This window comes from Kitasatospora sp. NPDC041988 (assembly GCF_055588525.1).
Window position 1 is genome coordinate 140,335 of sequence record NZ_JBVJCO010000008.1, and the last position, 24,277, is coordinate 164,611.

The 24,277-nt window shown below is 71.7% G+C and carries 19 protein-coding genes; 11 read left to right on the forward strand and 8 right to left on the reverse strand.

Annotation, left to right across the window (positions count from 1 at the left end):
* Window positions 1–85: 85 nt before the first annotated feature.
* The 3 genes from ACZ6NC_RS11070 to ACZ6NC_RS11080 all read left to right on the forward strand — a co-directional run bounded on the left by ACZ6NC_RS11070 (window position 86) and on the right by ACZ6NC_RS11080 (window position 3,433).
* Window positions 86–1,267, forward strand: a complete 1,182-nt coding sequence (locus ACZ6NC_RS11070; RefSeq protein ID WP_465731222.1) for a low temperature requirement protein A — start codon at window positions 86–88, stop codon at window positions 1,265–1,267.
* Window positions 1,268–1,453: 186 nt separating this feature from the next.
* Entirely contained in the window at window positions 1,454–2,131 is a 678-nt protein-coding gene (locus ACZ6NC_RS11075; RefSeq protein ID WP_465731365.1) for a uracil-DNA glycosylase, read from the forward strand.
* A gap of 138 nt (window positions 2,132–2,269) precedes the next feature.
* Complete coding sequence (locus tag ACZ6NC_RS11080; RefSeq protein WP_465731224.1) at window positions 2,270–3,433, forward strand: glycoside hydrolase family 6 protein; 1,164 nt, start codon at window positions 2,270–2,272, stop codon at window positions 3,431–3,433.
* A gap of 40 nt (window positions 3,434–3,473) precedes the next feature.
* Here the strand turns inward: ACZ6NC_RS11080 and glxA are convergent, their stop codons facing one another.
* The 4 genes from glxA to ACZ6NC_RS11100 all read right to left on the reverse strand — a co-directional run bounded on the left by glxA (window position 3,474) and on the right by ACZ6NC_RS11100 (window position 9,679).
* Window positions 3,474–5,405 (reverse strand): radical copper oxidase GlxA, encoded by a 1,932-nt coding sequence (glxA, locus tag ACZ6NC_RS11085; RefSeq protein WP_465731226.1) that lies wholly within the window; start codon window positions 5,403–5,405, stop codon window positions 3,474–3,476.
* A 31-nt stretch (window positions 5,406–5,436) separates the two neighbouring features.
* On the reverse strand, window positions 5,437–7,407 hold the full coding sequence (locus ACZ6NC_RS11090) for a glycosyltransferase family 2 protein (RefSeq protein ID WP_465731228.1): 1,971 nt from the start codon (window positions 7,405–7,407) through the stop codon (window positions 5,437–5,439).
* 737 nt (window positions 7,408–8,144) lie between these two features.
* Window positions 8,145–8,912, reverse strand: coding sequence for a 3-oxoacid CoA-transferase subunit B (locus tag ACZ6NC_RS11095; protein WP_465731230.1), 768 nt, complete (start codon window positions 8,910–8,912; stop codon window positions 8,145–8,147).
* A gap of 5 nt (window positions 8,913–8,917) precedes the next feature.
* Window positions 8,918–9,679, reverse strand: a complete 762-nt coding sequence (locus ACZ6NC_RS11100) for a CoA transferase subunit A (protein ID WP_465731232.1) — start codon at window positions 9,677–9,679, stop codon at window positions 8,918–8,920.
* A gap of 301 nt (window positions 9,680–9,980) precedes the next feature.
* On the opposite strand from ACZ6NC_RS11100, the gene ACZ6NC_RS11105 reads away from it, so the two are divergent.
* The 6 genes from ACZ6NC_RS11105 to ACZ6NC_RS11130 all read left to right on the forward strand — a co-directional run bounded on the left by ACZ6NC_RS11105 (window position 9,981) and on the right by ACZ6NC_RS11130 (window position 16,116).
* The gene (locus tag ACZ6NC_RS11105; protein ID WP_465731234.1) at window positions 9,981–11,279 is read left to right on the forward strand and encodes a substrate-binding domain-containing protein; all 1,299 of its coding nucleotides are present in this window, start codon (window positions 9,981–9,983) and stop codon (window positions 11,277–11,279) included.
* A 5-nt stretch (window positions 11,280–11,284) separates the two neighbouring features.
* Entirely contained in the window at window positions 11,285–12,145 is an 861-nt protein-coding gene (locus tag ACZ6NC_RS11110) for an ABC transporter ATP-binding protein (RefSeq protein ID WP_465731235.1), read from the forward strand.
* Between the two features lie 137 nt (window positions 12,146–12,282).
* Window positions 12,283–13,086: an ABC transporter ATP-binding protein gene (locus ACZ6NC_RS11115; RefSeq protein ID WP_465731237.1), complete on the forward strand. Its 804-nt coding sequence runs from the start codon at window positions 12,283–12,285 to the stop codon at window positions 13,084–13,086.
* Window positions 13,086–13,952, forward strand: a complete 867-nt coding sequence (locus tag ACZ6NC_RS11120) for a branched-chain amino acid ABC transporter permease (protein WP_465731239.1) — start codon at window positions 13,086–13,088, stop codon at window positions 13,950–13,952. The genes ACZ6NC_RS11115 and ACZ6NC_RS11120 overlap by 1 nt, the downstream gene beginning before the upstream one ends.
* Before the next feature lie 167 nt (window positions 13,953–14,119).
* Window positions 14,120–15,211, forward strand: a complete 1,092-nt coding sequence (locus ACZ6NC_RS11125; protein WP_465731241.1) for a branched-chain amino acid ABC transporter permease — start codon at window positions 14,120–14,122, stop codon at window positions 15,209–15,211.
* Window positions 15,208–16,116: an alpha/beta fold hydrolase gene (locus ACZ6NC_RS11130; protein ID WP_465731243.1), complete on the forward strand. Its 909-nt coding sequence runs from the start codon at window positions 15,208–15,210 to the stop codon at window positions 16,114–16,116. Before ACZ6NC_RS11125 ends, ACZ6NC_RS11130 begins: the two co-directional genes overlap by 4 nt.
* 146 nt (window positions 16,117–16,262) lie before the next feature.
* Here the strand turns inward: ACZ6NC_RS11130 and ACZ6NC_RS11135 are convergent, their stop codons facing one another.
* Window positions 16,263–17,552, reverse strand: a complete 1,290-nt coding sequence (locus tag ACZ6NC_RS11135) for a polysaccharide deacetylase family protein (protein WP_465731245.1) — start codon at window positions 17,550–17,552, stop codon at window positions 16,263–16,265.
* 282 nt (window positions 17,553–17,834) lie between these two features.
* On the reverse strand, window positions 17,835–18,431 hold the full coding sequence (locus tag ACZ6NC_RS11140; protein WP_465731247.1) for a DedA family protein: 597 nt from the start codon (window positions 18,429–18,431) through the stop codon (window positions 17,835–17,837).
* A 667-nt stretch (window positions 18,432–19,098) separates the two neighbouring features.
* On the opposite strand from ACZ6NC_RS11140, the gene ACZ6NC_RS11145 reads away from it, so the two are divergent.
* On the forward strand, window positions 19,099–20,187 hold the full coding sequence (locus ACZ6NC_RS11145; RefSeq protein WP_465731249.1) for an LLM class flavin-dependent oxidoreductase: 1,089 nt from the start codon (window positions 19,099–19,101) through the stop codon (window positions 20,185–20,187).
* Between the two features lie 95 nt (window positions 20,188–20,282).
* Here ACZ6NC_RS11145 and ACZ6NC_RS11150 read toward each other — a convergent pair whose 3' ends face one another.
* On the reverse strand, window positions 20,283–22,649 hold the full coding sequence (locus tag ACZ6NC_RS11150) for a putative bifunctional diguanylate cyclase/phosphodiesterase (RefSeq protein ID WP_465731251.1): 2,367 nt from the start codon (window positions 22,647–22,649) through the stop codon (window positions 20,283–20,285).
* A 392-nt stretch (window positions 22,650–23,041) separates the two neighbouring features.
* Window positions 23,042–23,467 carry an OsmC family protein gene (locus tag ACZ6NC_RS11155; RefSeq protein ID WP_465731253.1) on the reverse strand — a complete coding sequence of 142 codons (426 nt, stop codon included), beginning with the start codon at window positions 23,465–23,467 and terminating at the stop codon, window positions 23,042–23,044.
* 293 nt (window positions 23,468–23,760) lie between these two features.
* Here ACZ6NC_RS11155 and ACZ6NC_RS11160 point away from each other — a divergent pair, with 293 nt between their 5' ends.
* Window positions 23,761–24,123 (forward strand): chorismate mutase, encoded by a 363-nt coding sequence (locus tag ACZ6NC_RS11160; protein WP_465731255.1) that lies wholly within the window; start codon window positions 23,761–23,763, stop codon window positions 24,121–24,123.
* Window positions 24,124–24,277 lie beyond the last annotated feature (154 nt).

The window sequence follows — 24,277 nt, forward strand, 5'->3', positions numbered from 1 at the left end:
GTTCTCCGGGCCCTGCCCTGGCCGTCCCGCCGGGGTGGGGCCCGTGTGTCGTGTGCAGCTGTTGCGTGTGCGGAGGAGGGGGCGGATGAGTACGACGACGGGGTCCGGACAGGTCACCGAGGGGTTGGCCGAGCCGTTGACCGAGCCGTTCACCGACGAGAAGCGGGTGACCTGGGCGGAGCTCTACTTCGACCTGGTCTTCGTCTTCGCGATCACCCAGGTCTCCGGCCTGCTGCACCACCACCACGACTGGGCGGGCGTCGCACGGGCCCTGGTGGTGTTCGTGCCGGTCTACTGGTGCTGGGTCGGCACCACGGTGCAGGCCAACATCCGGGACGTGGACACCCCGCGGGACCGGATCGGCATCCTCGCCGTCGGGCTGGCCGGCCTCTTCATGGCGCTGGCCGTGCCCGGCGCGTACGAGGGCCGGGGTGTGCTGCTGGGCGCCGGGTACTGGGCGGCCCGGGTGGTGCTGTTGGTGCTGCTGATCCGCGTCCCGGGCGTCTGGCGCGGGCCTTACGGGGTGGGCGTGCTGGTCAGCGGACCGCTGCTGATGGCGGGCGGGTTGCTGCCGGAGGGGCCGCGGCTGGTGCTCTGGTCGCTGGCGGCGCTCTGCGACCTGTCGGGGCCGGTGCTGTTCCGCAACCGGCTGGCCAGGGTGGCCTACCACCCGTCGCACATGCCGGAGCGGTTCGCGCTGTTCCTGCTGGTCGCGCTCGGCGAGTCGATCGTCGGGATCGGCGCCACGGCCGCCGGGGCCCGGCTCGACGCGGCCGAACTGGGCGCGGTGGCGGCGGCGTTCACCATCTCCTGCGGGCTCTGGTGGCAGTACTTCGTCTACGCGGCGGACGCCATGCGGCATGCCGTCACCGTCGCGGACTCGCGCCGGGACGTGATCCGCCGGGTGTTCCAGTACGGGCACCTGGCGCTGGTGGCGGGGGTGATCGCGGTGGCGGTCGGCTTCGGCGAGACGGTGGCCGACCCGCGGCAGGTGCTCGGCGCGGGCTCGGTGGCGCTGCTGTACGGGGGCTGCGGGCTGTACCTGCTGACCTTCGGCTACACCCGGTGGATGATGTTCCGCGCGGTGTCGACGACGCGGATCGTGGCGGCGGTGGTGGTGCTGGGGCTGGCCCCGGTGATGGTGCGGCTGCCGGCGCTCGTGGTGCTGGTGACGCTGGCGGTGCTGCTGGTGGCGCTGAACGTGGTCGAGCACGTGCGGGTGCGGCGGGCGGCGGGTCCCGAGGTCCGGGAGGCTCCGGCGGAGTGAAGTGTCAGTCGGGCTGTGTAGCGTTCGGGGTGGAAAGTGGGCGTGCGGCGCGAGACCGCGGCGCGTCCGAGGGTCGGGGCGGTGCGGCGGTGAGCGGCCGTCCGGTGGGAGGTTGATGTCGTGACGGACACGGTCGAGGCGGAAGCGGTCGAGGCGGGCGTGGGCGAGGCTGGAGCGGGTGCCGGGCTGGAGCTGCCCGAAGCCTGGCGCGAGCTGCTGGGCGCCGAGACGGAGAAGCCGTACTTCGCCGAGCTGGCAGCCTTCGTGGCGGCCGAGCGCGCGCAGCACCAGGTCTTCCCGCCGAGCGGGCAGGAGTTCTCCGCGCTGGAGGCCACCCCGTACGAGAAGGTCCGCGTGCTCGTCCTCGGCCAGGACCCGTACCACGACGACGGCCAGGCCCACGGCATGAGCTTCTCCGTGCTGCCGGGCACCAAGACGCCGCCGTCGCTGCGCAACATCTTCAAGGAGCTGGATGCCGACCTCGGCATTCCGGCGCCGGACAACGGCTACCTGAAGCACTGGGCCGAGCAGGGTGTGCTGCTGCTCAACGCGGTACTCACCGTGCGCGCGCACGAGGCCAACTCGCACAAGGCCAAGGGCTGGGAGAAGTTCACCGACGCGGTGATCAAGGCGGTGAGCGCGCGCGAGGAGCCCGTGGTCTTCGTGCTCTGGGGCAACTACGCGAAGAAGAAGCTGCCGCTGATCGACACCACCAAGCACGTGGTGGTGCAGGGTGCGCACCCGTCGCCGCTCTCGGCCAAGCTGTTCTTCGGCAGCCGGCCGTTCTCGCAGATCAACGAGGCGCTGGACGGCTTCGGCGTCGACCCGATCGACTGGCAGGTGCCGAACCTCAAGCAGGGCTGACAGCCTCGCGATGAGCTGATGTCCCGTCTACTCGTCGCCGCTGCCCGCTGTTCACCGGCCTCGGCCGCCGGGCGGTACCCGGTGTGCGAAGCTGGGTGCCGACCGGGTCGCCGGACCGGGTCTGGGGAGGGGCGGTACGTGCGCCGGGTAGGGCGAGGAGCGGGGTTCCGGCTGGCTGCGGGGGCGGCGGTGCTGGGGCTGCTGGCAGGCGTTGCGGGGTGCAACGGCGGTGGCGCGTCCGGGGGTTCGGGCGGGGGGTCGGGCGGCGCTTCCGGTACGGGTGCGGCGCCCGCGCCCACCGGGGCCGGTACGGCGGGGGGCGCTGCGGGTTCGGCCGGCTCGGGGGGGTCGGCCGGCTCGGGGGGGTCGGCCGGCTCGGCCGGCGGTGCCGCCGGAGGGGCGTCCGCCGCCGGGCTCGCCCAACTGCCCGGCCAGACCTTCTACGTCTCCGACCAGACCTCCGCCGCCCAGCAGCTCGTCACCCTGCGCGGCCAGGGCCGGACGGCCGAGGCCGACACCCTGCTGAAGATCGCCGCCCAGCCCTCCTCCCAGTGGCTCGGCGACCAGGCGGCCATGGGCATCGTCGAACAGGTGAGCCGCCGCGCCGCCGCCGTGGACCGTACGCCGGTCTTCGTCGCGTACAACATCCCGCACCGCGACTGCGGCCAGTACTCGGCCGGCGGTGCGTCGGACGCCGCGGCCTACCGCGCCTGGATCACCGGCCTGGCGGAGGCGCTGGGCGACCGCAAGGCGTGGGTGGTCCTGGAGCCGGACGCCGTCGCCCACACCCTGGACTCCTGCGGGGTGAAGGGCGCGGCCGCCGCCGAGCGGTACGGCCTGCTGGCCTTCGCCGTACAGGAGTTGAAGAAGCGCCCGCAGGTGCGCGTCTACCTGGACGCGGGCAACCCGGGCTGGGCGCAGGATCCGTCGGCGATGTCCGACGCCCTGCGCAAGTCCGGCGTCTTGGTGGCGGACGGCTTCGCGGTCAACGTCTCCAACTTCTACGGCACCGACCGGAACGCGGCGTACGGCGCCGAGCTCTCCGCCGCGTTGGGCGGGAAGCACTTCGTGATCGACACCAGCCGCAACGGCAACGGCCCGCTGAGCGGCGACGCCTGGTGCAACCCGCCCGGCCGCGCGCTGGGCGAACCGCCCACCACCGAGACCGGCCGGTCCGGCGTCGACGCCTACCTGTGGATCAAGAACCCCGGCGAGTCCGACGGCGAGTGCGGTCGCGGCGAGCCCCGGGCGGGCGAGTTCTGGCTGCCGTACGCCCTGGGGCTGGCGCGCGGGGGCGCGTAGCCCCTTTGTGGGAGCCCGCTGTGCGGGCACCCCGATCCGGTCAAGCGGTCACCTTGATCCACCGGGCCACGGACGGGGTGCCGGCGCCGTCCGTCACGAACAGCATGTACCAGCCCGGCGGGAGCAGGTTCGGGTTGGCGGGAAGGGTGAGCGCGACGCCGCCGTCCGAGCGTGCGCCGACGTCCAGGGCCACCGACCGCTGCTCGACGTCGGTCGCGTGCGTGACCGAACTCGGCCGGACCAGCTTGGCGGTGACCACGCCGCCCGGCCTGGGGGACTTCACCGTGATGCTCGCGCCGAGCCTCGCGGCGGCCGGAGCGTCGGTCAACTGCGGGCGCTCGCCGTGGAACAGGTACGGCGGTGTGTAGATCTCGATCCGCTGCTCGAAGGTGCCCGGCTCGGTGTCGGCCTTGTCGGCGAAGAGCGGGTTGGACCCGAGAACCACCACCCTTCCGTCGGGCAGCAGCAGCGCCTCGGAGTGGTAGTTCCGTCCGACGGTCGGCTCGGCCGCGGCGGTGAAGGTGTTGGTGTCCGGGTGGTACGTCTGCGCCTTGAGCAGGTCGCTCTTGTGCTTGCCCCGGTAGTCGCTGGAGCCGCCGGTGGTGAACACGGTGTCGTCCGGCAGGATCACGCTGTTGAGGTAGCGGGTGCCGCCGGCCGGCAGGTCCGGGCCGGGGGTGAAGGCGGGCTTGGCGGCGGAGAGGTCGGCGATGTCGGTGCGGGCGGTGGAGAGCGGCGACTCGCCGACGCCCCCGCCGCCGAGCACCATCACCTTCTGCGCCTGGGCGGGCGGCAGCAGCACGGAGGACGAGGTCTCGGTGAGAGCGGGGTCGCGCAGGCCCGGCACCGGCTGGAAGCTGTTGTCCTTCAAGTCCCACAGGCCCGGCTCGCGGCCCTTGTCCGCCGGGCCGTAGCCCGCGTTGGAACCGGAGTAGAAGAGCTTGCCGGAGGCGGTCAGGAAGATCGACGGATAGGTGGGGAAGTAGCGGTCGGGCGCCTTGGACCAGGTCTTGCCGGCCGGGTCGTAGATCTCGTTGTCGTTGCCGCTGAGGATCTGTCCGGTGTCGTCCAGCCCGGAGACGGTGACCACCCGCCCGTCGCCCAGCCCGGTGAGCGTCGGGTACCAACGGGCGTACGCCATGTCGGTGACCTGCTCGTACATCTCGGTGTCCGGGTTGAACTCGAAGGCGGAGCGGATGCCCTGGAAGTCCTGCTTCTCCAGCGTCATGCGGTCGGCCATGCCGTAGAGGTTCCGGGCCTCGGCGCCGCTCAGGCCCTTGATCGCGTACTGGGCGGGGGAGTTGTTGACGAAGTCGGCGCCCGGCGCCACCGCCTCCACGAAGACGTGCTGCTCGCTGGCCGTGACGACGGTGCGGTCGCCGGCGCCGGTCTTGACCGCGGCCGGGACGGTCACCCCGGCGGTCGACACGTACTCGCGGCCGTTCGGGGCCGTGAACACGGTGCCCTTGGGGAACGTCCGGGCCGCGTCCGGGTTCTCGTTGCGCACCCGCATGGTGCCCGCCGCCTTCTTCACCGCTCCGTCCAGCGCCTCGTACCGCTGGGTACCGCCCGCCACCAGCAACCGTCCGTCGGGCAGCGCGGTGTGCCCGCCGCAGAACATGTCGGCCGGGGTCGGGATCAGCTTGTACGTGTTCTTGGCCGGATCCCAGAGCACGCTCTTGAAGCTGCCGGCGTCGAAGCTGCGCTGGTCGTTGCCGGAACCGGCGATGATCAGGACCTTTCCGGTGCGCAGCAGGCTGGCGTGGATGGCGTTGATCCGGAACTCGGCGGGGAGGACGACGGTCTGCCAGTGGCCGTACTCGGCCTTGTACTCGGGGCGGTTGATCACGTAGTCGTGGTACTGCGCGTCGGCGAAGCCGAGCACGGCCGGCGCGTTCATCCCGGCGACGGTCAGCGCGACCGTGCTGCCGAGGGCGAAACGCCTGGTGCGGCCGGCGTTGCGGATCTTCACGGTGTTGGTCCCCTCGTGCTGCGGGTTCGGTTCAGCGTGTGATGGTGGGCGCCGGGGCGGGTTCGGTACGGCTCTGCGCGGGGACGACGGTGGCGGCGGTGGTGGCTGCCTTCGCCGACGTCGTGGCTGTTGCTGATGCCGGTGGCGGTGGCGTGGCCGGTGCGGACGTTGGTGCCGTTGCCGATGTCGTGGCTGTCGCCGTCGTCGCGGTGCCGGTGACCGAGAGGGTGGACGTCGGCCGGGCCCGGCGGCGCCGGACGACGTCGGCGGCCAGCACCAGCATCGGCAGCACGCTGAGGAGGAACGCCAGGCAGGCCCAGGCGCGCATGGCGACGTGATCGTGGCCGGTGAAGAAGGAGGCGGTGACCGCGCCGCCGAACACCAGCGCCCAGAACAGGTGGATCCGGAACGTCGCCACCCGGTCCGGGCTGGCCGAGTCGCCCTTCGGCGTCACCACGAAGCGGCTGCGGAGACGAAGTGCCGCCTGCAGAAACGATGCTGCATAGATCGGCCCGCAGAGCGCCGACATCACCATCCCCGCCACCCCGGACGACCCGGCCGGCTCGTGCGGGCTCACGTTGTGCTTCCGGTTCCAGGTGTAGAGCAGCACCTGGAGGGCGGCCGCGTCGCTGTACAGCATCATCCAGATCTCGGACGACACATGGACGCCCGACGCCCCGAACCCCAGGTAGAGCACGCTCGACACCCCGCCGAGCAGCCAGGTCAGCGCCGCCATCGGGTAGAAGCAGACCATCAGCGTGTAGTTGAGCAGCCGGCCGGGCGACAGCCGCCACGCCGCCCGCCAGTACTGGGTGAGCAGGGTCTCGTAGGTGCCCCGGCTCCAGCGCAGTTGCTGGGAGAAGAAGTCGGTCCAGGACGACGGCCCCTCACCGACCGCCAGCACGTCCGGCGTATAGACCGACGTCCAGCGTGCGCCGGTGGCCGGGTTGCGGCGGCGGTGGAACTCCAGGCCGGTCGCCATGTCCTCGGTGATCGAGTCGTACAGGCCGCCGATCGACTGCAGCGCGCTGATCCGCACGGCGTTGTTGGTGCCGACGAACATCGGTGCGCCGTAACGATTCCCGGCCCGTTGGATCAGCGCGTGGAAGAGGAACTGCTGGCTTTCCGAGAACTTGGTGACCGCCGACCCCGAGCTGCGGTAGTTCCCGTAGACCTGCGGCCCGACCACGAATGCGACGTCCGGGTCGCGGAAGTAGCCGAGCATCCGCTCGCAGAACTCCGGCAGCGGGACGTGGTCGGTGTCCACCGAGACCCAGAAGTCGTAGGCGCCGCCATGGGCCTGGAGCCAGCTGTTGTAGTTGCCGTGCTTGGTCTTGGCGCGAAACCGGCCCTTGGACTGGTTCCACTGCTCGACCCCGCGCCGGCTGAAGTGTCGCGCACCCAGCTCGGCGCAGAGCGCGCGCATGGCAGGATCGTTTCCCTCGTCGAGCAGCCAGACGTCGTACGGACCGTCGTGCCGGACGGCCAACGCGGCGGTCAGCGTGGTGCGCACCATCTCCGGCGGCTCCTTGCCCGGCACGCAGGTGGTGATGAACGCGACCCGGGTGCCCGCCTCGGGCGTGACCGGTACCGGGTCGCAGGCGACCAGGGTGGCGTGGGTGTTGGAGACCACGTTGACCAGCCGGAACACCTCGACCACCGCGATGATCCCGATCATCACCTTGTCGCCGAGCAGCAGCCAGGCGTGCGTCTCGCCCGGCCGGACCGGCCAGTGGCCGGGGAGCAGCAGCCAGACGAGCAGCACCGCCTCGACCAGCGGCGCGGCCAGCAGGAGCAGCGCCGCCCGGATCCGATGCGGCTCGCGGCGCAGCAGGCTGCGGTAGCGGACGCGGTAGGGGCCGGCGGAGGCCTCGGACTCCTCGGTGGCCTCGGATGCATCGAGGGCCTCGGGGGCGGTGGCCGGGCCGGCCAGGCGGCTGAAGTGGACGTAGTCGTAAGGGGCTTCGGGGACCGGTATGGAGCGAAGGTCGTCCTCGACCACGGTTTCCGGAGCGGGTGTTTCCGAGGTGGCTGTTTTTGGAGCGGGTATTGCCGGGGTGGGTGACTTCGGGGCGGGTGGCTGCGGGGCGGGCGTTTCCGGGGCAGTTCCGGCTTCGGTGTCCGTCTGTCGAGAGAACAGCTTGATCATGTGTGGCTCCCCCCGTGGCCGGCCGCTTGTGCCGGCCGTTCGTGCGTGCTCCGACCGGGGGTATGCGACCTGAGTCCCGCGCTGCGAGCTGCGCGCGCAGGGATCGAACGCTCCCCCCAGAGCCTTGCTTTCGAAGCAGAACACCGCCCGGTGAACCGCGCTGTTTCCAGGCAGTTTCCGGGCCGTCAATCATTAAAACGTGTACGATCGATTTTGTTGTATGGATGCGCGGCTACCTCGAATGCGGGATCCCTGCTCGTTCTCCGGACTCCCCTCCGGGGGTGCAGGACCCTTGGCTTCCCCAACTCTCCCGGAGCGCAGGCGTGATCGCAACCGATCTGGGAAATGATCATTGCGCAAGCATGAAGATATGACGGTTCCCGGCCATTCCGGTCGCCGACGGTGCTATTGGGGTGGATTCGTGTCCGGGCATTCCCGGGTCCGTCGAAAGAATGCGCGAAGGCCGGACCGCCGCGCGGGCAGTCCGGCCTTCGGGTCCCTGCTGCATGCCGCCGCCGGGGTTGCTGTTGCGTGTCCCTGTTCGTGTCTCTGCTGCGTGCCATCGCACGCGTGCCGCTTGGGCTGTCGTCTCAGCCGATCGGCAGAAGGCGCGCCCCCGTCGCCGCTCGGACCTCTTCGAATCCCACCCCCGGGGCCGTCTCCACCAGGCGCAGTCCGGCCGGTGTGACGTCGATGACCGCCAGATCGGTGACGATCCGGTCGACGACCCGTCGGCCGGTCGCCGGAAGCGAGAGATCGTCGACGATCTTCGGCGAGCCGTCCTTCGCCGTGTGCTCCATGACGACGATCAGCCGCCGGGCGCCGTGCACCAGATCCATGGCGCCGCCCATGCCCTTGACCATCTTGCCCGGGATCATCCAGTTGGCGAGATCCCCGGCGGCCGAGACCTGCATCGCCCCCAGCAGCGAGACGTCGATCCGACCAGCCCGGATCATTCCGAACGAGAACGCGGAGTCGAAGTACGAGGCCCCGGCGGCGACCGTCACGGTCTCCTTGCCCGCGTTGATCAGATCGGGGTGCTCGGCCCCGTCCTCCGGGTACGGGCCGACACCCAGGATGCCGTTCTCCGAGTGCAGCACCACGTGGACGCCGGGCGGAAGGTGATCGGGGATCAGGGTCGGCAGGCCGATGCCCAGGTTGACGTACTGGCCGTCCCGCAGCTCGCGGGCGGCCCGCGCGGCGAGTGCGCTGCGGGGGTCGAGTGCGCTGCGGGGGTCGGGTGCGTGTCCGGGGGTGGGTGTTCTTACGGGGGTGAGCGGGGTGGGTGCCTCCGTGGGGTGGGTGTGCGCCACTGCGGACATGCCGGCGGACATGCCGGCCCTCGTCTCGGCGGTCATAGCGGTCAGGCCTCCTGGAGTGCGGTGCGGACGGTCCGGCGCTCGACGCGGCGGTCCGCGGGATCGGCGGCGACCACCCGGTCGACGTACACGCCGGGGAGGTGGACGGCGTCGGGGCCCAGTTCGCCGGGCTCGACGATCCGGTCCGCCTCGACCAGGGTGATCCGGCCGGCCGCCGCGCAGAGCGGGTTGAAGTTCCGGGCGGCGGCGTGGAAGACGCAGTTGCCGTGCCGGTCCGCCACCTTGGCGCGGACGAGGGCGAAGTCGGCCGTGATGGCCTCCTCCAGCAGGTAGCGGCGGCCGCCGAACTCCCGGACCTCCTTCGGCGGTGAGGCCTGTGCCACCGAGCCGTCCGCGCCGTACCGCCAGGGCAGCCCGCCCTCCTCGACCTGGGTGCCGACCCCGGCGGGGGTGAAGAACGCCGGGATGCCGGCGCCCCCTGCCCTCAGCCGCTCGGCGAGGGTGCCCTGCGGCGTCAGCTCCACCTCCAGCTCGCCGGAGAGGTACTGCCGGGCGAACTCCTTGTTCTCGCCGACGTAGGAGGAGGTCATCCGGGCGATCCGCCCGGCCCGCAGCAGCAGGCCGAGCCCCCAGTCGTCCACCCCGCAGTTGTTGGACACCACCCGCAGGCCGGTGGTGTCCAAGGCGGCCAGGGCGCCGATCAGGGTGCTGGGGATGCCGCAGAGGCCGAAGCCGCCGACGGCCAGCACCGCTCCGTCGGGAATGTCCCCGACCGCGGCGGCGGCGGAGTCCAGGACCTTGTCCAAGGGGTCACCTCGTGAGGGGGTGTGGGTGAACGGGATGGGTGGAGGGAGGGGAGCGCCTCGTCCGCCACCACCGTCACCGTGGGCGGCCTGCCCGTGCCATGGCGGCCGCCGCCACGCACCTACGCGGACCCGTGGCGGCCGCCCACACCGGGCGACCGTCGGCGGGCCGCGGGTGCGGCGATATGGCGGGCACAGCCATATCCGGGCGGGCTGATACGTCGACCGGGCACATGTTGCAGCCTTCGCGCCACACCTACGGTTCCGGCATCCACCCCCGCAGCACCCCCAGGAGTCGGTCACCATGCGCAGCTCGACAGCACTCACCAGGACCGCCTCCGGTGCCCCCGCGGGCGCAGCCGGAGCTGCCGGCCCCGCCCGCAAGGCAGCCGCCGGCCCCGGTCGCAGACTTGCCGCGATCGCGGCCTGCGCCCTCCTCGCGGCGGGCTGTGCCAAGGCCGGCACGGCGGGCACCACCGCGGCGGACGGTGGCGGCTCCAAGAGCCCGGTCAAGGTCGGCCTGGTCTACTCCAAGACCGGGCCGCTGGCCGCGTACGGCAAGCAGTACCTGGAGGGCTTCAAGGCCGGCCTGAACTACGCGACCAAGGGCACCGGTGCGGTTGACGGGCACAAGGTCGAGTTCGAGGAGCAGGACGATGCGGGTGACCCGGCGAAGGCGGTGTCGGCCGCCAAGGACCTGATCGGCAAGGGGCACAAGATCCTCGCCGGTTCCACCGCTTCGGGAGTCGCCCTCCAGGTCGGCCCGATCGCTGCGCAGAACAAGGTGCTCTTCATCAGCGGCCCGGCCGCTGCCGACAAGATCACCGGGTTGAACAAGTACACCTTCCGTTCCGGCCGCCAGTCCTACCAGGACATCAGGACCGCGGCCTCGTTCATCGGTGACGCCAAGGGCAAGAAGGTCACCGTGCTCGCTCAGGACAACGCCTTCGGGCAGGCCAACGTGGCCGCCGTCAAGGCCGTGCTCGGCGTGCAGGGCGCCACGGTCGACGCGGTGCTCGCCCCGCCGAGCGCGACCGATCTGACCCCGTTCGCCACCCAGGCCAAGACGGCCAAGCCCGACCTGCTGTTCGTCGCCTGGGCCGGCGACACCTCGTCGGCCCTGTGGACGGCGTTGAACCAGCAGGACGTGTTCGCCGAGACCAAGGTCGTCACCGGCCTCGACCTCGCAGCCTCCTATCCGCTCTTCGGCCCGGCGGGCGAAAAGATCTCCTTCCTCGACCACTACTTCGGCGGCGCCGCCGGCACCCCGGTGGAGAAGGCCATGGACGAAGCCGTCGTCGCCGGCGGTGGCAAGTCCGACATCTTCACCCCCGACGGCTTCACCGCCGCCCAGATGATCGTGCACGCGATCGAGGCCAACCACGGTTCGGCCGACGACACTTCGGCGCTGGTCAAGTCGCTGGAGGGCTGGAGCTTCGACGGGGTGAAGGGCCGGGCCACGGTGCGTGCCGAGGACCACGCCCTGCTCCAGCCGATGTTCCAGGTCCGGCTGACCGGCACCGGCGCCGCCGCCAGGCCGACCGTGGAGAAGACGCTGACCGCGGACGAGGCGGCGCCCCCGATCACCCCGATGGCAGGCTGATCCCGATGCCCGGTCCTGCTTCGTCCGCGATGGGCACGCCCTCGCCCACCGGGGTCGCGTCCTCGCCGGCCGGGGCCACGGCGTCATCCGCCGGGGTCGCGTCCTCGTCCTCCACGGGCACGCCGGTGCTGCGGCTCACCGGCCTCGGCTGGTCCGTCCGCGGTGTGCCGATCGTCGAAGACGTCTCCTTCTCGGTCGGGGAAGGCGAGTTCATCGCCTTCATCGGGCCCAACGGTGCCGGCAAGACCTCCCTCTTCAACCTGATCTCCGGTATCTACCCGGCGAGCCACGGCACCCTCGAACTCGACGGCACCGACATCACCGCCGAGGCCGTTCACGCCAGGGCGCGCCGCGGGCTCGGCCGCACCTTCCAGACCTCCTCCCTCTGGCCGGGCATGACGGTGGCCGACCACGTCCGGCTGGCAGCCCAGGCCGCGTCCGGGCCGCGGGCCTCGTACCGGATCTGGCGCCGCGCCGACCGCTACGCGGACCAGGTGGCCGAGACCTTGGAACGCACCGAACTCGCGCACCGGGCAGACACCTTGGCGAGTGCGCTCTCCCACGGTGAGAAGCGCAAGCTCGAACTCGCCGTCCTGCTCGTCTCCGACCCGCGGCTGATCCTGCTGGACGAGCCGATGGCCGGGGTCAGCGCGGAGGAGGTACCGGCCCTCACCGAGCTCATCCGCTCGGTGCACCGCGACCTCGGCCGCACCGTACTGATGGTGGAGCACCACATGGACGTCCTGCTCGGCCTGGCCGACCGCCTGGCCGTGATGCACCACGGCACCCTGCTCGCGCTGGACACCCCTGAAGCAGTCATGGCGGATGTCACCGTGCAGCAGGCCTACCTGGGCGAGGCGCTGTGACCGACTCTTCTATCCCCGCTGCCTCCTCCGGTGTTGTTGTCGGCGGGCCGGGTGGTGCCGCTGATACCGCCGGGCTCGCTGCGTCCTCCGGAGCAGCGGCTTCTGTCGGGGCCCTCCTCTCCGTTCGCGATCTGCGGGTGGTCGTCAACGGACTGCACATCCTGCACGGGGTCGACTTCGACGTGGCGCCGACCGGGGTCACCGCGTTACTCGGGCGCAACGGCGCCGGCAAGACCACCACGGTCAAGGCCGTGATGGGCCTGGTGCCGCGCACCGGCAGCGTCCTGTTCGCGGGTGCCGAACTCTCCTCTCTGCCCACACACCTCGTGGTCCGTCAGGGCATCGGGTACGCCCCTGAGGACCGCGGGATCTTCGCGGGCCTCACGGTCGCCGAGAATCTGCGGCTGGCTGAGCGGGACCACGACGCCGAGCCGGCCTACCGCCTTGTCCATGAACTGTTTCCCGAACTCAAGCAGCGGGCCGCCCAATTGGCCGGAACCCTCTCGGGCGGCCAGCAGCAGATGCTGGCGATCGGGCGGACCCTGCTCAACCGCAACCGGCTGATCATCGCCGACGAGCCCACCAAGGGCCTGGCGCCGAAGATCGTTGCCGAGGTGGCCGACGTGCTGGCACGCGCGGCCGAGGCCGTACCCGTTCTCCTGGTCGAGCAGAACCTCGCCCTCGTTCGCCGGCTCGCCGGTACCTGCGCGGTGCTGGCCGACGGCCGCACCGCCCACCGGGGCGACACCGTCGAGCTGTTGGCCGACGAGGAGGCGGCTCGCCGCCTGCTGGGCGTCGGTGGCCGCCGACCCGGATCCGGTCCCGCGGTGACCGGATCCCCGGCGGCCGGCACCACGGCCGCCGGCCGTCAGGTGGCCGGCTCCCCGGTGGCCGGCCAGGCCCCGGCCGGCCCTGCCGTCACCACGGAGGTGAACCCCTGATGGACACGATCGTCCTCCTTACCTTTACCGGGCTCGGTCTGGGTGCGCTGTACTTCCTGGTGGCCTCCGGTCTCTCGCTGATCTTCGGACTGATGGACGTGCTCAACTTCGCGCACGGCGCCCTGCTCTCCATCGGCGCCTATGCCACCTGGTGGGCCGGTGCGGAGGCCGGCTTCCCGTTCTGGCTCGCCGTGCCCTTCGGCACGCTGGTCGGGACGGCCGCCGCCGTCCTACTGGAGCTCTTCCTGATCCGGCCGCTCTACAGCCGGCCGCGCGACCAGATCCTCGCCACCGTCGGCGTCGGGCTGGCCGTGCCCGCTCTCCTGATGGGCATCTGGGGCGCGGACGCCCGCCCCTTCCCGGAGCCGGAGCTGCTCTCCGGCACCTGGCACCTGTTCGGTGCGACCGTCCCGGTCAACCGCTTCGTGCTGGTGGCCGCGGCGGCCCTGCTGCTGCTCGCTCTTCGGTTGTTCCTCGCCCGTACCCGCTACGGGCTGATCGTCCGCGCCGGCGTCGAGGACCGGGCCATGGTCACGGCGCTCGGCATCGACGTCCGCAAGGCGTTCACCCTCGTCTTCGCCATCGGTGGCGCCGCCGCCGCTCTCGGCGGTGCCCTCGGCGGCCTCTACTTCGGCTCGGTCAACCCCGGCCAGGGGACCAGCCTGCTCATCTTCGCCTTTGTTGTTGTCGTGATGGGCGGCATGGGCTCCGTCACCGGGGCCGCCGTGGCCTCGGTCTGTGTCGGCCTCGTCCAGCAGTTCGCCAACTACTACACCGCTGCGGGCCTCGGCGACCTGTCGGTCGTCGTCCTGCTGGCCGTACTGCTCCTCGTACGACCCCGCGGACTCACCGGGAGGCTCGCGTGAGCACCGACACCCCCACCACGAGCACCGGTGGCACCGCGGCCGACCGCACTGCCGCCACTTCAGCAGGGGGGACTGACACCAGCCCTGCCGAGAGACATTCTGGACGGACGGGCGAGGCCGGCGCCATCCCTCGAACAGGTGAATCAATCACTGAGCGCTCGACAGTGGTGCACCGAGGGCTACGCTGGTGGCCGATCGCTCTGCTGATCCTGCTCCTTGTCGCCCCATACAGTGCGCTTCCCGTCCCGGGACTGCTCGACGGCCCGCTCGGCAGCCCCGGAAGCCTCCAACTCATCGCCCTGTGCCTGCTCTACGGGGCCCTCGCCACCGGCTACGACCTCCTGCTCGGCCGTACCGGACTGCTCTCCTTCGGCCACGCTCTCTACTTCGCGACCGGCCTCTACGCCACCAACCTCGGCATGCTGGAGCTCCAACTGCCGTTCGCCGCATCGGCGCTCTTCGGCGTCGCCTGTGCCGTCGTGATGGCCCTGCTGCTCGGCTCGGTCAGCCTCCGCGTCACGGGCATCGGGTTCTCCATGGTCACCCTGGCCTTCGCGCAGGCCGGTTCGATCCTCGTCCAGCGCAACCCCGGCGGCATCACCGGCGGCGAGGAGGGCCGGTCCGCGCCGGCCGACCACCTGCCCTCCGCCTTCCTGGGCATCGAGAACACCGCCAACCTCTACTGGATCGCCGTCGCCTACCTGGTGCTTACCCTGGCCGCGGTCCACTGGGCCGTCGGCTCCCCGACCGGGCGGGTCTGGGAGGGCATCAAGGAGAACGAGCGCCGGGTCGAGGTGCTCGGACTCCGCCCCTACGGCTACAAGTTGATCGCCTTCGTCCTCGCCGGAGCCCTCGCCGCGGTGGGCGGGGTGGTCTACCTCCTGCTGACCGGTGGGGCCACTCCGCAGGCCGCCACCTCCGACGCCACGCTCTCACTGCTGGTCATGGTCGTCCTCGGCGGATCCGGCACCCGCTGGGGGCCGCTGCTCGGCGGCGTCATCTACACCTGGGCAGGTCACCGGCTCGGCGACCTCGCCAACAGCGAGGCCATCGCCGGCCTGCCCGCGGTCCTGCGTGTCCCGCTCTCCCAGCCGCTCTTCCTGCTGGGTGGTCTCTTCGTCGCCGTGGTCTACCTGCTGCCCGGCGGCCTGGCTAGACTGCCTGCCCGCATCCGCGCCGCCCGCTCCAGCCGGTCGGCCCGGGCCGCCGGCCGCGCCGGTGCCCCCAGTGCCCGCCCCACAGGAGGTAGCCCCGCGTGAGCCAGTCACTTCCGCAGCCCCAGCAGCTGACGGTCCCCGTTCCCGGCGGGGACTTGGCGGTGCTGCGCTGGCCCGCCACCGTGCCCGGGGCGCCGACCGTCGTGGCGGTGCACGGCATCACCGCCAACGGCCTCGCCTGGTTCGAGGTCGCCCGCCGGCTCGCCGGCCGGGCCACGCTGCTCGCGCCCGACCTGCGTGGACGCGGAGCCAGCCGGACCGTGGGCGGCCCGTACGGCCTGGCCCGGCACGCGGACGACATGGCCGCCCTGATCACCGCGCTCGACCTGGGGCCGGTGCTGGTCGTCGGGCACTCGATGGGTGCCTGGATCACGGCGCTGACGGCGGTGCGACACCCCGGGCTGGTCAGCCGCGTGGTGCTGGTCGACGGTGCGGTCAGCTTCCCGCTGCCGGAGGGCGTCCGGGAGGAGGAGGCCCTGGCCGCAGTGCTCGGCCCGGCCCTGGCCCGGTTGTCGATGACCTTCCCGGACCGCGCCGCCTACCGCGCGTTCTGGCAGCAGCACCCGGCCTTCAACGCCGACTGGTCGGAGGAGATCGACGCGTACACCCAGCGCGATCTGATCGGCACCGAGCCCGGACTGCGTTCCTCCTGCGTCCTGGAGGCGGTGCAGACCGACGGCGTGCAGGTCCTGCTGGACCAGGACGCGGCCGCTGCGGTGCACCGGCTGCCATGCCCCGGTGAACTGCTGTGGGCGGAACGCGGCCTGCTTGACGAGCCGCAGGGCCTCTACGACGACAAGCGGATCGCGATGGCAGGCCTGGATCCGGCCCGGGTGGTGGCGGCGTCGCCGGTGCCCGACACCAACCACTACTCGATCCTCTGGGGACGGGCCGGCGCCGAGGCCGTGGTGCAGCGCCTCCTCGGTACCGGGCCTGCCGCCGGATAGCAGCTGCGGGTACCGGCTGGGCGGGTTGCTTGCGGGGGGTGGCGGCCTCGTCGGCCGGCCCGGCACGGCCACGCGGGCCGGTCCGGCACGGCCTCACCCGATGGTCCGTCACGGCCTCCCCTGACGGCGGGAGCTGTGCGCCCTGCTCAGCCGGCGGTACCGAGGAAGGACTCCCACCCGCCGGTCGGCGCCTGCCCCACATTCAGCGAGCGCAGCTTGCGGATCGTGGACTGGTCCTGCACCTCCAGCCAGTCGACCAGCTGCCGGAAGGAGACCAGCCGGACGTCCGGCTTGCCCGCGATGGTCTTCAGGGCCTCCTCGACGGCGTCCATGTAGATGCCGCCGTTCCACTGCTCGAAGTGGTTGCCGATGAAGAACGGCGCGCGGTTGCTGTTGTAGGCGCGGTCGAACCCGGCCAGATAGGCGTCCCTGGCCTGGGTGCGCCAGTCGTTGTACTTGGCCGGGTCGCCCTTGGTGCTGCCGGCCGACTGGTTGGCCAGGATGTTGTAGTCCATCGACAGGACCTGGAAGGTGTGGCCCGGGAACGGGATGCTCTGCAGCGGGAAGTCCCAGACCTTGCCGTCCTGCACCTTCTGCGGCCATATCTGCTGGCCGCCGGAAGAGCTGGCGTCGTACTTCCAGCCCATCTTGGCCGCGGTCGGCAGCAGGGCCTTCTGCCCTTCGAGGCACGGGGTGCGGCCGCCGATGAGCTCCTTCTTGTAGTCGAAGGGGAGCGGGTCGACGTCGGTGAAGCCGGTGTTGGTCCGCCACTGGGTGACGAAGCCGATCGCCTGGTCGATCTCGCTCTGCCAGTCTTCCGGGGTCCACTTGTTGACGCCGTTGCCGTCCGAGCGGGTCGAGCAGAAGTGCCCGTTGAAGTGGGTGCCGATCTCGTGTCCGGCCAGCCAGGCCTGGCTGATCAGCTTGATCGTGTTCTTGACCGCGCCGTCCGACAGGTACGGGATGTCCGACGCGCCGACCGAGTGCTTCGGCGGGTGGTACAGGTCGGACTTTCCCTTCGGGAGGGTGTAGATCCCGGAGAGGAAGAAGGTCATCGAGGCCTTGTGCTCCTCGGCCAGCTTGAGGAAGCGGGGGAACTGGCCGTCGTCGGTGGCGCCGGCGCCGTCCCAGGAGAACACCACGAACTGCGGCGGACGCTCACCGGGCTTGAGCTTCTCCGCCTTCGGCTGGTTCGGCTGGGGGCCGGTGTCGGAGGTGGAACCGTCGCCGATCGGCGTCCCCTTGGGTGCACCCGTGCTCGGAGAGCCGCTGCCCGTCGGCCCGTTGCCTGCACTGCTTCCGCCCGGGCTGGGGGCGGTGCTCGACCCTGAATCCGACCCCGAGCCCGATCCGCCGCTGGAGCACGCCGTCACTGCGCCGAGGGCCACAGTCGCGGCGGTGGCACTGAGCACGGTCCTGCGCGAGATGCTGGTCATGGTCTCCCCTGGGTGCCGCTGGCCGGGTGGTGATGGCGTCCGTGGGCCGTACCGGTCAAATCAGGCAATTGATGATTTTCTGCTTTTAGCATGTTACGCGGACGCAGGGGGCACCAAGGTGCCGAGGTCCGTTGACAGTCAATACGCAGAATGCGTGCCCAGGGGCTGCGATGACAGGCCTTCTGTTGCCGTCCTGTGACGCGCGGCTCCCACCCGTCCCGTGGCTGCTCGGGTGCGTCGCCGGGTGTGTCGACGGCCTGCGGGCGGAGAACCGCCGGGGCGTCAGATGGTGGCGAGCCGGCGGTGGCGACGAACGATCCGGGCGATCGTCGTGCTGACCGCAGTGGCGGCAGTGCAGGAGACCGCGAGGCTCAGCCAGGCGGTGTCGAACCAGTGGCTGTTGAGCCAGCCCAGCGTGACGATGTAGGCGGCCCAGATCAGTGCGGCCAGCGCGGACCAGCGGAGGAATCGGTGCGGCTGGGCGGGGGAGTGGCCGATGGCCAGGTCGAGGACGGTGCGCCCGGCCGGCACGAACCGTGCGACGACCACCATCGCGGCGGCCGCCCCGGTGGTCCGCCCGTCCAGCGCCTGCTGGACCCGGGCCACGCTGGCCGCCAGCTTGGGGCGGTGTTCGAGTCGTCGCTGCACCGAAGGGGCGCCGCGGCGGGCGAGCCGCAGGAGTAGCAGGTCCCCGAGGAAGGAGGCCACCGCCACGCCGAGCCCCAGCAGCAGTGGCGCACCGTCTATCTGTGCCGTATTGAGCACGGCCAGGATGACCAGCGTCCCGCTGGGGATGAAGGGGAGAAAGGCGTCGCCAAGTACGGCGAAGAGCGCCAGGGCGCAGATCCATGAGGATCCGATCACCGCTGAGATGTCCAAGGTCCGACTCCCTCCAGGCTGCCCGGGGGAGCAGATGGCTGCAGGGGTTAACGCTAGCGCCTCGACTTTTCATGCCATGAAGCACCCCGGCTGTGCCAGGCCTCACAAAGGCGCGAACCCCCGGGGCGGGGTGCCGCTCCGGGGGTTCGTGGGGATCGATCGGCGCTGGTCCAGCCCGATGACCTTGCTGGTGAGGACGGATCCGGTTGGGTGATCCGCTCTGCTCCCTAGCCTGCCGGACGCCGGGCGCTGATCGCGAGCCCTGTGGCTGGCGACTTCCCGCGCTGGCGTGAAGTCGCCACGCGTGTCCGCCTGCTGGCTCTGAGTCAGCCGAACGGTCGGTAGGCGGCTCGTCGCATGCCGGCTCGTCGCACGCCCGCACGCCCGCACGGCGGCACGGCGCACGGCGCGCGACGAGTCGGCGCGCCGGGCAGCGGCGAACGAGACCGGGCTCCGGGAGCCGGGAACACCCGGACCGGCGGCGTGGTTGACGTCCGTCGGCAGCAGCGACCGCCGGCCAAGGACACGGTCGTTCGAGGCAGCCGCGAACACGGCCACAAACACGGCCGCGAACACGGCGGCGAAGACGGCGATGGCGATGGCCACGAGGACGGCCACCACGACGGCCACAGGAGCGGCCGCCAGGGCGGCCAGAAGGGCGGACGGCATGACCACCGAGGACCAGCAGGAGCGCGGGCCCGAGCCGCAGACCGGCGCGGCGATCCGCGGCACCGTCCGCGGCACGGCACCCGCGCCGCTCTCCATCCTGGACCTGGCCACCGTCGGTGTCGGCTACACCCCGTCCGAGGCTCTGGCAGCGACCACGACCCTGGCCCGCAGCGCGGAGGAGTGGGGTTACCACCGTTTCTGGGTCGCCGAGCACCACGGCATGCCGGGCGTCGCCAGTTCCACCCCGGCCGTCCTCCTGGCCCACCTCGGAGCCCACACCACGACGCTCCGGCTCGGTTCGGGCGGGGTGATGCTGCCCAACCACGCCCCGCTGGCGATCGCCGAGCAGTTCGGCCTGCTGGAGGCGCTGCACCCCGGCCGTGTCGACCTCGGGCTCGGCCGCGCCCCCGGTACCGACCCCGCCACCGCCCGGGCCCTGCGTCGAGGCCTGGCCGAGGGGGCCGACGACTTTCCCCAGCAGCTGGCCGAGCTGACCCACTTCCTGGACGGTGACTTCCCGGCCGGCCACCCGTATGCCCGGCTCACGGCCGTTCCGAAGGGCGACGGACGTCCGCCGGTCTGGCTGCTCGGCTCGTCCGGCTTCAGCGCCCAGCTGGCCGGCCGGCTCGGCCTTCCATTCGCCTTCGCCCACCACTTCAGCGGCGCCAACACCATCCCGGCCCTCGACCTCTACCGCTCGTCCTTCCGCCCCTCGGCCGTGCTCGACGAGCCGTACGCCCTGATCGGCGTGAGCGCGGTCGCGGCCGACGACGAGGCGTCCGCCCGCAGGCTGGCCCGCTCGGCGGCGCTCGGGATGCTCCGGCTGCGGCGCGGAAACCCGGGCCCGATCCCCACCCCGGAGGAGGCCGAGGCCTACCCGTACAGCCCGCTGGAGGCGGACTTCGTCGACGACTGGCTGGGCAATGTCGTCCTGGGCTCGCCCGGAGAGGTGGCCGACGGCCTGGAGGCGCTGCGCAAGCGGACCGGCGTGGACGAGCTGATGGTCACCTCGCACATCCACGGCCACGAGGCCCGCTACCGCTCGTACGGACTGATCGCCCAGGCCTACGGGCTGACCGGGGCGTAAGGCCCGTAGCGGCGGCGGTGGGGGCGTAGGGGCAGACCGGGCAGCCCCCTACGCCTCACCGGCAGCACAGTCGGCGGAGCCCGGCGGGCGAGCCCCTACTGCTCGGCCGCCGCCGGGCGCTCGTCCGACCCCGGGCGGCTCTCACGGAGTATGGCCGCGACGAGTTCGGCCTCGCCGGGCCGGGCGAAGTACCAGCCCTGGGCGGTGTCGCAGCCGGTCAGCCGCAGCCGTTCGGCCTGGGCCGCGCTCTCGATCCCCTCGGCGGTGACGGTCAGGCCGAGGGTGTGCGCCAGCTGCACCATCGCGCCGACGATCTGCTCGTCGGCGTCGCTCCGGCGGGAGTTGAACGCCGGGAGTTCCGGCCGGCCGGCGGGGGCCGGGTCGCGGAACCCCTCGATGAAGGTGCCGTCCAGCTTCAGGACGTGCACCGGCAGCCGGGAGAGGTACGCCAGGTTGGAGTAGCCGGTGCCGAAGTCGTCGATCGCGATCCGGACGCCCATGTCGGCGAGTGCCTGCAGAGCCTGCAGCGGTCGCCCGCCGGGGCCCAGCAACGCGCTCTCGGTGATCTCCAGTTGCAGCAGCCGGGCCGGCAGGCCGGTGCTGTCGAGCGCCTGTGCCACGTCGGCGACCACGTCCGAGTCCCAGATCTGGCGGGCGGCCAGATTGACGCTCACAAAGGTCTCGGTGTCGGGAAACTCGGTGAGCCAGCGGTGTGCCTGGCGGCAGGACTCCTCCAGCACCCACTTGCCGAGTGGCACGATCGCGCCGGACTCCTCGGCGAGCGGGATGAAGCGGTCCGGGGAGAGCGTTCCGTAGCGCGGGTGACGCCAGCGGACCAGAGCCTCAGCGCCGTGCACCGCCCCGTCGGCGAGCCCGACGAGGGGCTGGTACTCGATGGTGAACTCGCCGCGTTCCAGAGCCGGGCGGAGTGCGGTCGTGAGCAGTTGGCGGGTCAGCTGATGGGCGCCCCGGTCCGGGTCGTAGAGGGTCCAGCGGGCCCGACCGTCCGCCTTGGACCAGTAGAGGGTGGCGTCGGCGTCCTTGACCAGGTCGGTCGGCGTGGTCTCGTCCACCGAGCGTTCGACGACGCCGATGCTGGCGGTCACCACCAGCCGGTGCCCGGCCACGTCGAAGGGGCGCTCCAGCGCTTCGAGGATCCGGGCGGCCAGCTCGGTCAGCTGGTCGCTGCCCCGGCTGTCGGTCACCAGGACGGCGAACTCGTCGCCGCCCATCCGGGCCACCAGGTGGGCGCTGCGTTCGGAGAACCCGCGTCGCAGCCGGGTGGCGACGGCGATCAGCAACTGATCGCCGATGTGGTGGCCGAGGGTCTCGTTGATCGCGGCGAAGCCGTCGAGATCCAGGTAGCAGACGCCCACCCGGCGGCCGTCCGCCGCCGAGGCACCCACTCCGGCTCCACCCACCGCCGAGGCACCCGTCCCGGCGGCGGGTGCAGCCGCCCCGGAGGCCCCGCCGGGGCCCGAACCCGGGCCCGTGCCGCCAACCGTGCCGCCGCTCCCGCCCATCGGGCCGCCCGTCACCGCGAGGCAGGCGGCGTCGAGCCGTTCGAAGAAGAACGTCCGGTTGGGAAGCCGGGTCAGCGGGTCGTGCAGGGCCTGGTACTCCAGGCGGTCGCCGAGCCGGCGCTGCTCGGTGATGTCCTCGACCATCGCGAGGGTGTAGAGCGGACTGCCCGAGCCGTCCCGGATCAGCGAGATGGTCACCTTGCTCCAGACCGTGTGGCCCTCGCGGTGCCTGAGCTGCTTCTCCACACGGAGCCGTTCGCGCTCGCCGCGGACCAGCTCGGGGAAGAGCCGGTCCGGCATGCCCTCCGGGTCGATGACCTCACGGATGTGGGTGCGGACCAGTTCGCCGACCCCGCAGCCGATCAGGGCGGCGAAGGCGGGGTTGACCTCGATGATCCGGTCCTCGGGGTCGATCAGGGCCATGCCGATGCCGGCGTCGCAGAAGGCGGCGCGGAACCGGGACTCGCTCGCGCTCAGCGCGGCCAGCAGCCGATCGGTTCCCCCGGCCGACACGTCCACCACGTCGGCGGGCCGGTGCGTGCCAGTGGCGAGCGGGGCCGAGCAGGTCGGGCAGAGGACGACGCCGGCAGCGCCCACGCCGCCCACGCCGCCCACGCCACCCGCACCGCCCACGCCACCCGCGCTCTCCGTGTCCTCGGTGCCGGTGCCGGGTGGAGCCTGTGGCAGAACCAGAGGAGGGTTGCCGTTCACGGTGTCGACGGCATCGACGGTGGTTCCGCGGGTGTCGTCCAGCGCGGTGCCGACGGCCGCGCCGTTGGTCGGGCTGTCGTTGCGGGAGCTGCCGTTGCCGGGGCCGCTGTTGGTGGCGCTGCCGTTGGCGGGGCGGAGGATCGGAGACCGGAGGCGGCGGCGGTGTTGCGGTTCCTCGTGCCGCACGCCTGGGCGGTGTGCGTCGGCCCCCTCGTTCTGGCCCGGCACGGCATGCTCCCGTCCGCTGCTGACGCTTGACGCTGGTCCGGCCGGTCGCCCGGAACTGCGGCGGCCGGCTCCCGCACTCTGTCGAGGTCCTCGCAGTCCGGTGTGGAGCGCTCGCGGAGGAGCGCTCGGGTGGGGATCCGCGTGAAGAACAGGGCGTTGCGGCCGATCATAGGACGCGGCGGCAACGCGCGGTAACCGCCGCCAGGGTGATTCGCCCGCTTTCCGATCATGTGTGGCGGTACATGCGGACGCCCCTGGTGCACATCACATGATGTGCACCAGGGGCGCGTGCTTCCACAGTGCGCCCCAGGGCGCTAGTCGAGCGCCGGGAACGCGCCGTCCGGCCGGGCCGCAACGCTCTGTGGTCGCGGCCCTGGCGAAGCGTCGGGGGTTCAGGCCAGCTTGGCCGTGAGGGTGATGGTCGTTCCGGTCAGGGCCTGGCTGACCGGGCAGTTCGCCTTGGCGTCCTCGGCGGCCTTCACGAAGCCGGCCTCGTCCAGGCCGGGTACCTCGCCGGTGACGGTCAGGTGGATGCCGGTGATGCCGGTGCCAGGCTGGAAGGTGACATCGGCCTGGGTGTCGAGCTTGGTGGGCGGGGTGCCGGCGCCGGCCAGTCCGTGCGAGAGGGCCATCGAGAAGCACGCGGAGTGCGCGGCCGCGATGAGTTCCTCCGGGCTGGTCTTGCCGTTCGGCTCCTCGGCCCGGGCCGGCCAGGAGACCGGGTACTCGCCGATGCCGGACGAGGCGAAGGTCACCTGGCCCTTGCCGTCGAGCAGGTTGCCTTCCCAAGCGGTGCGTGCGGTGCGAGTGGTTGCCACGATCGGTACCTCCATCACTGAGGAACTGCTGAGTCGTCACTTCCGGTCATGCCGCGCACCAGACTACGGGCAGGCCGGGGGCGGATCACAAGAAGCGCCCGGGGGTGCCGCGGCAGCGAACCGGCGGGCTCGGGGGTCGGAGGCGGCCGTCGGTCCGTACGCTGTCCGGATCGTGGACGGATACGCCAAATGGTGCGGATCCGGACCGGGCGCCCTGTTAGATTTGCCCGGGCCTGATCCCCGGCCTCGGACGGCCGGGTGCCCACCAACCAGAGAGCCGCGGAGCCGCCCCGATGACGGATCACCCCACGACCCCCGATACCGGACTGCCCAAGGGGATCGACGATGCCGTGCGGGCCGAACTGACCAGCCTGCGCGAGAGCATCGACAACATCGACGCCGCGGTGGTCCACATGCTGGCCGAGCGGTTCAAGGCGACCCAGCGGGTCGGCCGGCTCAAGGCCGAGCACAAGCTGCCCCCGGCCGACCCGGCGCGGGAGCGCGACCAGATCAAGCGCCTGCGGGAGCTGGCCGCCGGGGCGCACCTGGACCCTGTGTTCGCGGAGAAGTTCCTCAACTTCATCATCGCCGAGGTCATCCGGCACCACGAGAAGATCGCCAGCGATGCGGTGACCGGCCAGAACGTCGCGGGCTGACGAACCCGCCGTGGCGTCCCCCGGGGCGTTCCCGGGGTGTTCCCGGGTCCTCTCGGCCCTTCCGGGGCGTTCCCGGGCCTTCCCGAGCACCGGCGGGATCTCCAGGAGATCGCCTCCGGACTCGCCCACCGCAGAGAGCATGGCGGAGCCCCCA